This window comes from Martinezella lusitana (assembly GCF_900094565.1).
In the GTDB taxonomy this organism is placed as follows: Bacteria; Pseudomonadota; Alphaproteobacteria; order Rhizobiales; family Rhizobiaceae; genus Rhizobium; species Rhizobium lusitanum.
Genome location: NZ_FMAF01000002.1, coordinates 554312 through 565898, shown reverse-complemented (window position 1 = coordinate 565898; position 11587 = coordinate 554312). Strand labels below are relative to the sequence as shown.

Here is an 11587-nt window from a genome sequence, read left to right as displayed (position 1 = left end):
CGAAAATTACTCCGCCGCTTCCGCCTGCGCCGAACCGGCATTGTCTCGGCGCAGAATCATGCGGTGCGCCGCGAGCACAGCCCCGCCGGTCACGAGCAGGCAGGCAAATGCGATGCCCCAGCTCGGTTCCGCGAAGCCGAAAAGGGTGAGGATCAGCGTCGACAGCAATGGCGCGGCATAGCTTGCCGCGCCGAGAATCTGGATGTCACCGTTCTTGATGCCGAAATCCCAGGCATAGAATGCCGCACCGACCGGAAAGAGGCCGAGGCCGAGCACGGCGATCCATTGCGTCGGGCTCTCGGGCCAGAGCGTCTCTTCCAGGCCGAGGTGGCAGAGGAACGAGAGAATTGATGTCACGAGGCAGAATATGGTGACGACATCGGTCGACACCGCCTCGAAACGGCGGGTGATCAGGGAATAGCCGGACCATGTGAAGGCACAGAGCAAAGCCGCGCCGTAACCGATTGCATAGGCGCCTTCGAAATGAAAGCCGTTGCGGCCGACGATCAGAACCGTACCCGCCAACCCCATCAGCGCGCCGAGGATGTGATACCAGCGCAGCCGCTCACCTGGCAGCAGCGCCGAACCGACGACGATCAGCAGCGGCCAGAGATAGGCAATGAGGCCCGCTTCCACCGCCGGCGCATGACGCAGCGCAGTGAAATAGAGGAAGTGATAGCCGAACAGCCCTACGATGCCTGTTATCCAGACTTTGGCCGGCTGACGCAGCAGCTGCAGGCGCTCGGGCCTCAGCGCCAAGACGACGATGCCGGGAATGCTGCCGATGGCAAAGCAGATGGCAAGCAGCTGAAACGGCTGCATCTTGCCGGATGCCACCGTCAGCAGCGCCAGAAACGACCACATCACGATGGCCGAGAAACCTGTCAATGTCGCACGAAATTTCAACTCTGCCCCCAGCCTGGTGCCACCGACGTCCCCAGGCCCGCTAGAGCAATACCAGGAAAAGTACGCAGCGGTTTTCCGTCCGGAATTGCGTAGAAATAACGGCTGAGGCGGTCAAGCGATTCTGTGAAGCGTTTGACGACCTCAGCTACCGTATTTCACGGCGGTTATCGTCACCGTCCCGTATTGCGTCGGGATGCGGACGTAGACCGGAGCATATACATTCATGGTATCGGCCTTGGCAAACCAGATCTCCATATTGTCGCTCTTGGCAAGATAGAGATAGTCTTTGCGGGTGCTCTTGTAGCCGCTCTTCGGCGTGAAGCGGACACCGCAGGCGATGGTCTTGCCCTTGAATCCGTCGGTAGAGAACGGGTGCGATCCCTTCGGCGACAATTTCAGATCCATGCGCATCTCACCATCGAAGACGGCCAGGGTCTGGTTGCAGAGATTGAGGCTGGGCGTGATCGGAAAGATCATGCCGGAAATGGGATCGAGCACCGACTTCAGATCGCTCACACTCAGCGGGATCCAGCTGTCTGACCGCTTCGGCTCCGGCACGATCGTATTCGATGTCACATTGCCGTTGGTGTAGGCGACATCATAGGTGCGTTCTTTTTTGCCGTTTTTGTAGAAGAGCGAGTAATGCGTGGCCTGCAATTTATTATCGCTGACGACGCCGGCTACATCAGTCTTCGCATCGATCGAGGTAACGAGATCCGCGAGGCCCGCGGACGTGATATCGCCGCGGATCGTGAATTGGTTGCCTGTAACTTCGGTCTTGAAATCCGCCCTGGCAATCGGCAGGCCGGCGAGTGAAACGCGATACTGTGTTTCATGCCGTAGCATATCGGCCGACGCCAGGGATGGCATCGACGCGACGACGGCCGAAATAATAAGGCACTTCAGAATTTGAACCATGATCAGGGCCTTCAACGAGGATCAAGCAGGATATATAGATACTTTACCTGCTTGGTGCGACCGCAAGAGAACAGCAGCTTTTTGACGGAATTGCGGGAAAACACAAGGTTTGGCTTGACGCGGCCGGTCGCTCTGACTATAGAAACGCAACTTTCCAATTATGGCCTGTTGGATTGCGTGTCGGGTTTTGCCCGGAACGACTATCCGATGGCCAAGAAAAACAAAAGTAGGTGTTTCATGTCCCGCATGTGCGAATTGACCGGCAAGGCCGTCCTCGTGGGCAACAATGTCAGCCACGCCAACAACAAGACCAAGCGTCGGTTCCTGCCGAACCTTTGCCAGGTCACACTGATTTCTGACGTTCTTGGCCAGCGTTACCGTCTGCGCGTTTCCGCTGCAGGGCTTCGCTCGGTCGAGCACCGTGGCGGCCTTGACGCTTTCCTTCTAAAGGCAAACGAAAATGAACTCAGCATGCGCGCCCGCCTGCTGCGTCGTCAGATCATCAAGAAGACCGCTGAAGCCGCAGTCGCTGCCTAAGCTCTAGCGCTTCGAGATTTCATACGGGCTAAAAGGCTTGCACGGATCACATCCGGACAAGCCTTTTTCCATGTCCGGTTTTCTTCAACTGGTGGCATCTCCCAGGATAAAAAAATGCTGACGGCACGTCATACCCTTATCTACGTTCTGCTGATGACGCTGGTCGTCGTCGCCTCCAATATCCTTGTGCAGTATCCGCTGCAGGCTCAGCTTGCCGGCATCAACCTTGCGGATATCCTCACCTGGGGCGCCTTCACCTATCCCGTCGCCTTTCTCATCACCGATCTGACCAACCGCCAGTTCGGCCCGAAGGCCGCACGCAAGGTAGTGTTCGCCGGTTTCGTCGTCGGCGTCGCCCTGTCGTTCTTCACCGCACAGCCCCGCATCGCGATCGCCTCAGGCTCGGCCTATCTCGCCGGCCAGCTTCTCGACATCTCAGTCTTCAATCGCCTGCGCCGCATGGCCTGGTGGCGCGCGCCCCTGTTCGGCTCGCTGATCGGCTCGATGCTGGACACGCTGATATTCTTCTCCTTTGCCTTCGCGCCCTTCTTCGTCTTCTTCGGACCGAACGATCCCTTCGCGATCGAATGGGCGCCGATCCTCGGCGCGTTCTCCACCTCGGCGCCGCGCTGGATTTCCTGGGCGATCGGCGATTTCTCGGTCAAGGTAACTGTTGGCCTCGTCATGCTGCTGCCCTATGGAGCGCTGATGAACATGCTGAAGCCGATGCCGCAAGCCCCGACCGCGTGAACGGGCGATAATTCACGTCCGAACCGCTTCTAGTTCTGGCTGACGACGCTTTCGTCGCTCAGGCGGAATTCCAGCATCAGGCTGCGCTGCAGGATCGAGTGATTGTCGTCCGAAACCAGAATAAGGTGCAGGGTGCCATCGGCCGCGCGGAACACGTCGATCCCTTCCATATTGTCGATCTGTTCTCTGGAATTGGCCTCGAAAATCACCTTGCCGTCCACGACCGCATCCGGCCTGATATCCGCGCCGGCAATACGGCGGATGCGCATGCCGAGACCATGGGCCAGTCCGAAGCGCCGCTCCAGCAGCAGCAAATCCCCGTCGGGCAGAAACACGCCGTCGCTGACATCGAAGCTATCGTAATGCCGCACGGTGAAGCGGCCCTGCAGCGGTCCGTCAAGGATGGCCGCAAGCATGTTGCCCTGATCATCCAGGCTATCCTCCGCAACGATGACGGCTGCTCCGGCAAGCGGGCTCGACTGTGGCGCGATCATCAGGGCTTCGAGGCTGCGATTGGCGCGCAGCTGGCGCCTCGGAATGAGGATGGGGATGGTGTCGTCCGGCGGCGAGGTCTCGAAACCCGGGTCGGGATAGGTATCGACGCGATGATGCTGCTCGTAGCTCACGAGGACATGGTCGCCGCGCAAGGCCAGCCCCTCGGCATCCATCGCCCCCTTGCCGGCGTCGGTGTCCCCATAGCGGTCGATCATCGGCATGATGCGCGCCTCGGTGATACCCTTCGGCCGACCCTTGTCGTCGCGCTCGATGGCGCCGGTCAGCCAGTGGCCGGTATCCAGTACCGAGATGAAATGACGTTGATCGGGACGAAAGCGGATGGCTGAGATCGCACCGAGGAGCGCATTGTCCGAACTGAGTTCAAGACCGCCGACGAATTCCAGCGCCCCGAACTGCGTTTCCTGCGAACCCGGCCTCAAGGTGGAGATGACAGTGGCGCGAATATCGGCCGGAGCGCCCTCGTCGCCGGAGCTGCAGCCGACGAGCAGCGCCAGCATGGCTATCAGGCCGACGCATCTCATTGCGACCGGCCGGCCCTTGGAATCGGTATTGTCGAAAGGAAAGGGCATCGGCCGCGAGGCCGATGCGACAGAAAGCCTGAGCGGGCTCAGCTTGCGCGGCGCATGCGCGACCGCGGCATGCTTGTCTTATCCTCGAACAGCGATGCGAGCTGCTCGGTCATGGCACCAGCCAGTTCGTCGGCATCGACGATGGTGACGGCGCGGCGATAGTAGCGCGTCACGTCGTGACCGATACCGATCGCCAGCAACTCCACAGGCGAGCGCGTCTCGATCTGGTCGATGACCGCGCGCAGATGCCGCTCCAGATAATTGCCCGGATTGACGGACAGCGTCGAATCGTCGACCGGCGCGCCGTCCGAGATCATCATCAGGATACGACGCTGCTCGCGGCGGCCGAGAAGGCGGTTATGCGCCCAGATCAGCGCCTCGCCGTCGATATTCTCCTTGAGCAGGCCTTCGCGCATCATCAGGCCGAGATTGGCGCGTGACCGCCGATAGGGTTCGTCCGCCGACTTATAGATGATGTGGCGCAGGTCGTTCAGTCGGCCCGGCGTCTGCGGCTTGCCGCCGGCCAGCCATTTCTCACGCGCCTGTCCGCCCTTCCAGGCCTTGGTGGTGAAGCCGAGGATCTCGACCTTGACGCCGCAGCGCTCCAGCGTGCGCGCCAGAATGTCGGCGCAGGAGGCGGCAACCGTGATCGGCCGTCCGCGCATGGAGCCGGAATTGTCGATCAGCAGCGTCACGACAGTATCGCGGAATTGCGTGTCGCGCTCCATCTTGAAGGACAGCGCCTGCATCGGGTCGATGATCAGGCGCGTCAGGCGTGCCGGATCAAGATACCCTTCTTCCAGGTCGAAGTCCCAGGAGCGGTTCTGCTGCGCCATCAGACGGCGCTGCAAACGGTTGGCAAGCCGCCCGACCGCGCCCTGCAGATGAGCAAGCTGCTTGTCGAGGAAGGCGCGCAGGCGCTCGAGCTCGGCCACGTCGCAGAGCTCCTGCGCCGTCGTGGTCTCATCGAACTCTTCCGTGTAGACGTGATAGTCGACTTTCTCGTTGAAGTCGGCGAAGGGCGTGTTCGGACGACGGGTCTCGCCCGGCGTTTCCGAATCCTCCTCGCCTTCCTCGCTCATATCGTCGTCGGAGATCTCACCGCCGTCCTCGGTGGCGCCGTCGTCCATCTGCTCGTCGGAGGCTTCGCTGTCCTCGGCCGGGGCCGCGTCCGAGCCTTCGTCTTCCTTGACGTCGTCGTTATCCTGGTCTTCGCCGTTCGGCTTGTCCTCTTCGCTCTGCTGCTCGTCGCTGTCCGGCTCCGACTGTTCGTCGCCATATTCCTCGGCCATTTCCATGGCCGTCAGAATATTGCGGACGACGCGGGCAAAGCTTTGCTGGTCGTTGATGGTCGAAAGCAGATTGTCGAGCTCGCCGCCGGTCTTGTCCTCGATGAAGGATCGCCAGAGGTCGAGCACCTTGCCGGCGCTCTCCGGCGGCTTCTGGCCGGTCAGCTTCTCGCGCACGATCATCGCCATGGCTTCGCCGATCGGCGCATCCTCACGCCGCTCGATACCCGAGAAATTCGCCTTGGCGTATTTCTCCGAATTCATCGAGCCGATGTTGGCCGCGACACCGCTCATTCGCAGCGAACCGATCGATTCGACGCGCGCCTGCTCCACGGCATCGAAGATAGCGCGCGCATCGGCGCCCTGCGGCGCCATGACGGCGTGGACGCGCGCGTCGTGACAAGCCAGCCGCAGCGCCATCGAATCGCCGAGGCCACGCGTCACCGCCAGCTCATGCATCGTCGGCCGCTTCGAGAGCTCCGGCAGGCGGATGCGCTCGCCGGTCATCCCCGGGCGTTCGTTGGCGAATGCCACCTCGACTTCGGCATCGCCCGCGATCGAGCGTACGCAGCCGGTGATCGCACGGCGCAACGGCTCCATGTCCACCGGAGCACCCGGCTTCGCTTTGGAATTGTCTCCGCGACCTGACATGATGTGTGGGTTCTTCCCTAGGCTTCGAGCACGATGTTGGCAGCACTTTCCTTCAGCTCGATGCCGAAGGCGCGCTGATAATGCTCGGCGACCAACGGCCGCTCCAGCTCATCGCACTTGTTGAGGAAGGTGACACGGAAGGCAAAGGCGACATCGCCGAAGATCTCCGCATTCTCAGCCCAGGTGATAACGGTACGCGGGCTCATGACGGTCGACAGATCGCCGTTCATGAAGGCCGCACGCGTGAGGTCGGCGACGCGCACCATCTTGGAGACCGTGTCGCGGCCCTTGTCGGTGCGGAAGGACTTCACCTTCGCGAGCACGATGGCGACTTCGTTGTTGTGCGGCAGATAGTTCAGCGTCGTTACGATCGACCAGCGGTCCATCTGCGCCTGGTTGATCTGCTGCGTGCCGTGATAGAGGCCGGTCGTATCGCCGAGACCGATGGTGTTGGCGGTCGCGAACAGGCGGAAGGCCGGGTGAGGACGAATGACGCGGCTCTGGTCGAGCAGCGTCAGGCGGCCCGACGATTCCAGCACGCGCTGAATGACGAACATCACGTCCGGGCGGCCGGCATCATATTCGTCGAAGACGAGAGCGACGTTGTGCTGATAGGCCCAGGGCAGGATGCCGTCCTTGAATTCGGTGATCTGCAGCCCGTCCTTGACGACGATCGCGTCCTTGCCGACGAGATCGATACGGCTGACATGGCTGTCGAGGTTGATACGCACGCAAGGCCAGTTGAGACGCGCGGCAACCTGCTCGATGTGCGAGGATTTGCCGGTGCCGTGGTAGCCCGAGATCATCACGCGGCGGTTATGGGCGAAACCGGCGAGGATGGCGAGCGTGGTCTCACGGTCGAAGAGGTAGTCGGTATCCAGATCGGGCACATAGGCGCCGCCCTTGCTGTAGGCGGGAACGCGAATGTCGGAATCAATACCGAAAACGTCACGGACCGAAACGGTGGTGTCGGGAATCTCGGAAATATCAAGGTCAATCTTGCTCATCATGTCTCCAGGGCGGGTGGCTCTCACCCAGCCATATCAATCTCAGCCGCTTTATCCGAAACGCCGCAGCTTTATTGCTCGCATCCGTTCGGTCGGAACAGCGGCGATACTTCTCCGGGACTAAAGCAAAATCTCGGCACGATGAAATGATCGTTTGCGAGCATCCTTGAACAGAGTCCCGGACAAGAAACGCCGCGTCCGGAAAGTTGGCCGAGGTGCAGCCAGCCAAATGCGCACCCTGCCGCGGTTGCCCACGGCTTCAGCCGATTTGGACCATACCTGATTGAAGGCGGAGAGCAAGGACAGGAATTAACAAAAACCGTTCTGTTTCAATAATTGATAGGCCTGTATGACCGCGCGGAAACGCTCCTCGGAGCCACGGTCGCCGCCATTGGCATCCGGGTGGTGCATTTTCACCAGCTCCTTGTACCGGCGCTTGATGTCCGGCGCAGAGGCATTGGCGCCGAGCCCCATCGTATCGAATGCTTTCGCCTCCAGCGTTTTCAGCTTGCGCTGCTCCGGAAAACGCGGACCGCTGCCGCGGCCATCGCCATCTTTGACGAAGCCAAAGGGATCACGAACCCGGGTATAGGCGCCAGAGCGGACTTCCGACTGCAGGGGACTGTGCTTCGCCGCCTTGTTGACGCCGACGGTCCAGGTCGGACGATGGCCGGTAACGGCTTCCTTCTGATAGCGCGCGATCTCCCCGTCCGAGAGGCCGGAGAAATAATTGTAGCCCTTATTGTATTCCTTGACATGCTCGAAGCAGAACAAAAAGAACTGCCCTTCCGCATTGCGCCCGACGGGTGCGCGATGCGTGCCGTGCTTGTCACAGCCGTCCCATTGGCACGTCGGCGGGCCCTGCTCGGGTTCCTGCGGGCGTTTGCGGCGGGTTCGAATGCGATCGAAGTATTTTGAATCAAGTCCCATAGTGCCCTAATTATGGGGCCTGGATTAGCCCACAACAAGAATTGACAAATGGGAATGTTGCAGGCTTTGTGGGAACCTTTTTCGCGAAGAAGGACGAAGCGGGAACATGGAAACGACACTGCAATCCCGCATTGAGAAGAAACTCAATGAAGCCTTCGCGCCAGAGCGCCTTGTCGTCATCAACGAAAGCCACCTGCACGCGGGCCACCAGCCCGACATGACCGGAACCGGCGAGACGCATATAAGAGTTCGCATCGTCTCCGCCAAGTTCGCGGGCATGCCGCGCCTCGCACGCCACAGGGCGATCAACGATCTTCTGAAGCCGGAATTGGATGCCGGATTGCACGCGCTTGCCGTGGAGCCGGCTGCACCCGGAGAGGCGGTGCGCTGGTAATCCCGCAGGAGATGGCTCTTATTCGGGCTTGTTCTCTTCCATCTCCGCGGGGCGAATGCGCAGCTTGGTGATGCGGTTTTTTTCCCGCTTCATGACGATGAAGCGTTTTCCGTAGAAGGTGAAGGCTTGCCGCTCTTCGGGAATGGTCATCGATTCATGGATGACCAGGCCGGCAATCGTCGTTGCTTCCTCGTCAGGCAGGTTCCAGTCAAGCGCGCGGTTGAGGTCGCGGATAGGCACGACGCCATCGACCACAATCGAGCCGTCGGCCTCCTGCCGCACACCCTGGATGTCGATATCGTGCTCGTCGGCGATATCGCCGACGATCTCCTCCAGAATATCCTCCAGCGTCACGATGCCCTGCACCTCGCCATATTCGTCGACGACGACAGCGAAATGCTGCTTGCGGCGCAGGAAGGCGTTGAGCTGATCCTCCAGATTGGTGCTGTCGGGCACGAACCAGGGCTTCTGTGCGATCTTGACGACATCGAGGTTCTCCGGCTCGACATTCCGCTCGGCCAGCGCCCTCAGCAGATCCTTGGCGTGAATGACGCCGATGATGTTGTCGATCGTGCCGCGCCAGAGCGGCATGCGCGTGTACGGGCTGTCGAGGATGGCGCGCACCACGACTTCGGACGGGTCGTCGGCATTGATGGCGCGCATCGCCGTGCGGTGCACCATGATATCGGAGAGTTCGAGTTCGCCGAGGTCGAGCACCCCGCCCAGGCGGTCGCGGTCGGCCTTGACCACCGACCCTTCCCGGTGCAGCAGATCCACCGCGCCGCGCAGCTCGTCATGCGCCGACAGCATCGAAACTTCCTTCGAGAGGTTGATGCCGAAAATGGCAAGGATCCATCGAACGATGGCATTGACGAAGCTCGATACCGGACCGACGACGGCGACGAAGAGCCGCACCGTGCCGGCGACATTGAGCGCAAAGCGATCCGGCGTCGAAATGGCCCAGCTTTTCGGCAGCACTTCGGCGAATATGACGAGGATGACAGTCATGGCGACCGTCGCGAGCGCCACGCCCGAGTTGCCGAACAGGCCGAGGAAGACGCTGGTCGCCAGCGACGACGACAGGATGTTGGCAAGATTGTTGCCGATGAGCAGCGCGCCGATGAGCCGGTCCCGGCGCTCGATCAGCCGACGCACGATCCCGGCGTCCTCGTCGCCGTTTGCCTCCAGCGTATGAATGCGGCTGCGCGAGACGGCGGTAAGCGCCGTTTCCGAACCGGAGAAGAAGGCCGACAGCAGCACAAGCACGAGGATCGAGATGATCTCGGGCCAATATTCGAACAGTACAGCCAGCGTGCCCTCGACCGTCATCAGGGATGCTTTTCCTTCAGGAAACTCAGGACTTCGGAGGACGGCACGTCGTCGGCGACAAAGGACTGGCCGATGCCATGGGTCAAAATGAACGTCAGCTTGCCGCTCTTGACCTTCTTGTCCTGTGCGATCGCATCCATCAGCGTTTCCGCCGGCGGCAGCTCGCCCGGGATATCGCCCATCCGGGTCGGCAGGCCCACGGCCTTCAGATGCGCTTCGACGCGTTTCGCATCGTCGGCGCTCGCTAGGTTGAGACGCGTGGAAAATTCGTGCGCCAGCACCATGCCGATCGCAACGCCTTCGCCATGCACCAGCCGACGGCTGTCGTAAGCGGTAGCTGCTTCCAGCGCGTGACCGAACGTATGACCGAGATTGAGTAGGGCGCGCGGCCCATTTTCGCGCTCGTCGGCAACAACGACATCGGATTTCGCCTGGCAACTCCTGGCGATCGCCTCGATGCGCGCCGCGCCGCCGGCAAAGACATCTTTCCAGCTGGCCTCGAGCCAGGCGAAGAAGTCGGGCTTGTCTATCAGGCCATATTTGGCGACTTCGGCATAGCCGGCGCGGAATTCACGCTCGCTCAGCGTATTCAGCACGTCGATATCGGCAAGCACGAGATCCGGCTGATGGAAGACGCCGATGAGGTTCTTGCCGTGATGGGTATTGATGCCGGTCTTGCCGCCGACGGAAGAATCCACCTGCGACAAAAGCGAGGTCGGAACCTGAACGAAGCGAACGCCGCGACGCACGATGCCGGCTGCAAAGCCGGCGAGATCGCCGATGACGCCGCCGCCGAGCGCGATCACGGCATCGTTACGCTCGACACGCGCGGTCAGCACCGCGTCGCAGACCGTCATGAGATGTTCGAAGCTCTTGGTCTTCTCGCCGGCCGGCAGCACGAGGCTGGATGCCTGGATGCCCTCAGCCTGCAGGCTCGCGACCAAGGCGTCGAGATAGAGTGGCGCGACGTTTTCGTCCGTGATGATGGCAGCCTTGCGGCCCTTCAGCCGTGCGGCGATCTCGCGCCCCGCCCGCGCGATCAGGCCGGGGCCGATCAGGATGTCATAGGCGCGCTCGCCGAGAGGCACGCGCACGAGGCGTTCTGCGGAAGCCGCCGTGATCGCATTCATGGTGTTTTGCTTTCTGCTTTCTTTCCCTCGGCAATGGCGGCAAGGACTTCCTTGACCATGGTCTCCTTGCCCACATCAAGGGACAGAACCGTGAGATCGGCTTCCGCATAGATCGGATAGCGCGCATTCATCAGGTCCTCGAGGGTCTGTTTTGGATTCTCGGTTTTGAGCAGGGGACGCGTGTCCCGCTTGTTGATCCGTTCCCAGAGCACGTCGAGATCGGCCTTCAGCCAGACGGAAAGACTGCCGCGTTTGACATGAAACCGCGTGCTCTCGTTGATGAAGGCGCCGCCGCCGGTCGAGACGACACGCGGCCCGCCCTTAAGAAGACGCTTGATCACGCGCGTTTCCAGCGCCCGGAACTCCTGTTCGCCATAGGCCGCAAAGAGCTCCGTGATCGTCATGCGCGATACGCGCTCGATCTCTGCATCGGTATCGACGAAGGGGATGCCGAGTTGCTGGGCGACCAGCCGGCCGATCGAGGACTTCCCCGCCCCCATCAATCCCACGAGGACAAGATTGCGCTGACCTAGCGCGGCGCGCGCCCTGTCTTTGAGGCTCTCTGCAAGGGTCAGGACTTGTTCACTCATCGGCCCATTCACAATTTCTTTGGAAACGGTATCGTCAAATGCGCCTGTAGCGTCAAGACGCCGCGGCGTAA

General features: G+C 61.0%; 12 protein-coding genes. 3 read left to right on the top strand and 9 right to left on the bottom strand.

Annotated elements, in window-relative coordinates:
- Positions 1-6: 6 nt before the first annotated feature.
- A complete protein-coding gene (gene yddG, locus GA0061101_RS05930; RefSeq protein ID WP_047637893.1) occupies positions 7-906 on the bottom strand; it encodes an aromatic amino acid exporter YddG in 900 nt (299 codons plus the stop codon).
- Between the two features lie 141 nt (positions 907-1047).
- A complete protein-coding gene (locus GA0061101_RS05925) occupies positions 1048-1824 on the bottom strand; it encodes a DUF3108 domain-containing protein (protein ID WP_047554345.1) in 777 nt (258 codons plus the stop codon).
- 237 nt (positions 1825-2061) lie between these two features.
- Between GA0061101_RS05925 and rpmB the strand changes: the two genes are divergently transcribed.
- Together rpmB and GA0061101_RS05915 are read left to right on the top strand one after the other, a co-directional pair.
- Positions 2062-2361, top strand: coding sequence for a 50S ribosomal protein L28 (gene rpmB, locus GA0061101_RS05920; RefSeq protein ID WP_037196918.1), 300 nt, complete (start codon positions 2062-2064; stop codon positions 2359-2361).
- 114 nt (positions 2362-2475) lie between these two features.
- Entirely contained in the window at positions 2476-3111 is a 636-nt protein-coding gene (locus tag GA0061101_RS05915) for a queuosine precursor transporter (protein WP_037196717.1), read from the top strand.
- Between the two features lie 29 nt (positions 3112-3140).
- Here GA0061101_RS05915 and GA0061101_RS05910 read toward each other — a convergent pair whose 3' ends face one another.
- From GA0061101_RS05910 to GA0061101_RS05895, 4 genes are all read right to left on the bottom strand, one after another.
- The gene (locus GA0061101_RS05910; protein WP_167669530.1) at positions 3141-4148 is read right to left on the bottom strand and encodes an esterase-like activity of phytase family protein; all 1008 of its coding nucleotides are present in this window, start codon (positions 4146-4148) and stop codon (positions 3141-3143) included.
- Between the two features lie 86 nt (positions 4149-4234).
- Positions 4235-6136: a cobaltochelatase subunit CobT gene (cobT, locus tag GA0061101_RS05905; RefSeq protein ID WP_037196721.1), complete on the bottom strand. Its 1902-nt coding sequence runs from the start codon at positions 6134-6136 to the stop codon at positions 4235-4237.
- A gap of 17 nt (positions 6137-6153) precedes the next feature.
- Positions 6154-7143 carry a cobaltochelatase subunit CobS gene (cobS, locus tag GA0061101_RS05900; protein ID WP_034511583.1) on the bottom strand — a complete coding sequence of 330 codons (990 nt, stop codon included), beginning with the start codon at positions 7141-7143 and terminating at the stop codon, positions 6154-6156.
- Between the two features lie 309 nt (positions 7144-7452).
- Positions 7453-8073: a J domain-containing protein gene (locus GA0061101_RS05895; RefSeq protein ID WP_037196723.1), complete on the bottom strand. Its 621-nt coding sequence runs from the start codon at positions 8071-8073 to the stop codon at positions 7453-7455.
- 106 nt (positions 8074-8179) lie between these two features.
- Here GA0061101_RS05895 and GA0061101_RS05890 point away from each other — a divergent pair, with 106 nt between their 5' ends.
- Positions 8180-8467, top strand: a complete 288-nt coding sequence (locus GA0061101_RS05890; RefSeq protein ID WP_037196724.1) for a BolA family protein — start codon at positions 8180-8182, stop codon at positions 8465-8467.
- Between the two features lie 18 nt (positions 8468-8485).
- Here the strand turns inward: GA0061101_RS05890 and GA0061101_RS05885 are convergent, their stop codons facing one another.
- From GA0061101_RS05885 to GA0061101_RS05875, 3 genes are read right to left on the bottom strand one after another with little or no spacing between them, the layout of a single operon-like run.
- Entirely contained in the window at positions 8486-9796 is a 1311-nt protein-coding gene (locus tag GA0061101_RS05885) for an HlyC/CorC family transporter (RefSeq protein ID WP_037196725.1), read from the bottom strand.
- Positions 9796-10926, bottom strand: coding sequence for a 3-dehydroquinate synthase (aroB, locus tag GA0061101_RS05880; protein WP_092573221.1), 1131 nt, complete (start codon positions 10924-10926; stop codon positions 9796-9798). Before aroB ends, GA0061101_RS05885 begins: the two co-directional genes overlap by 1 nt.
- Complete coding sequence (locus tag GA0061101_RS05875) at positions 10923-11516, bottom strand: shikimate kinase (RefSeq protein ID WP_037196920.1); 594 nt, start codon at positions 11514-11516, stop codon at positions 10923-10925. The genes aroB and GA0061101_RS05875 overlap by 4 nt, the downstream gene beginning before the upstream one ends.
- Between the last annotated feature and the right edge of the window lie 71 nt (positions 11517-11587).

What these genes read in the sequence shown, in the direction of transcription:
- GA0061101_RS05910 (WP_167669530.1), bottom strand. Translation starts at nt 4,148, where the DNA reads ATGAGATGCGTCGGCCTGATAGCCATGCTGGCGCTGCTCGTCGGCTGC.
- GA0061101_RS05890 (WP_037196724.1), top strand. Translation starts at nt 8,180, where the DNA reads ATGGAAACGACACTGCAATCCCGCATTGAGAAGAAACTCAATGAAGCC.
- rpmB (WP_037196918.1), top strand. Translation starts at nt 2,062, where the DNA reads ATGTCCCGCATGTGCGAATTGACCGGCAAGGCCGTCCTCGTGGGCAAC.
- GA0061101_RS05925 (WP_047554345.1), bottom strand. Translation starts at nt 1,824, where the DNA reads ATGGTTCAAATTCTGAAGTGCCTTATTATTTCGGCCGTCGTCGCGTCG.
- GA0061101_RS05885 (WP_037196725.1), bottom strand. Translation starts at nt 9,796, where the DNA reads ATGACGGTCGAGGGCACGCTGGCTGTACTGTTCGAATATTGGCCCGAG.
- cobS (WP_034511583.1), bottom strand. Translation starts at nt 7,143, where the DNA reads ATGAGCAAGATTGACCTTGATATTTCCGAGATTCCCGACACCACCGTT.
- GA0061101_RS05895 (WP_037196723.1), bottom strand. Translation starts at nt 8,073, where the DNA reads ATGGGACTTGATTCAAAATACTTCGATCGCATTCGAACCCGCCGCAAA.
- aroB (WP_092573221.1), bottom strand. Translation starts at nt 10,926, where the DNA reads ATGAATGCGATCACGGCGGCTTCCGCAGAACGCCTCGTGCGCGTGCCT.
- GA0061101_RS05875 (WP_037196920.1), bottom strand. Translation starts at nt 11,516, where the DNA reads ATGAGTGAACAAGTCCTGACCCTTGCAGAGAGCCTCAAAGACAGGGCG.
- GA0061101_RS05915 (WP_037196717.1), top strand. Translation starts at nt 2,476, where the DNA reads ATGCTGACGGCACGTCATACCCTTATCTACGTTCTGCTGATGACGCTG.
- cobT (WP_037196721.1), bottom strand. Translation starts at nt 6,136, where the DNA reads ATGTCAGGTCGCGGAGACAATTCCAAAGCGAAGCCGGGTGCTCCGGTG.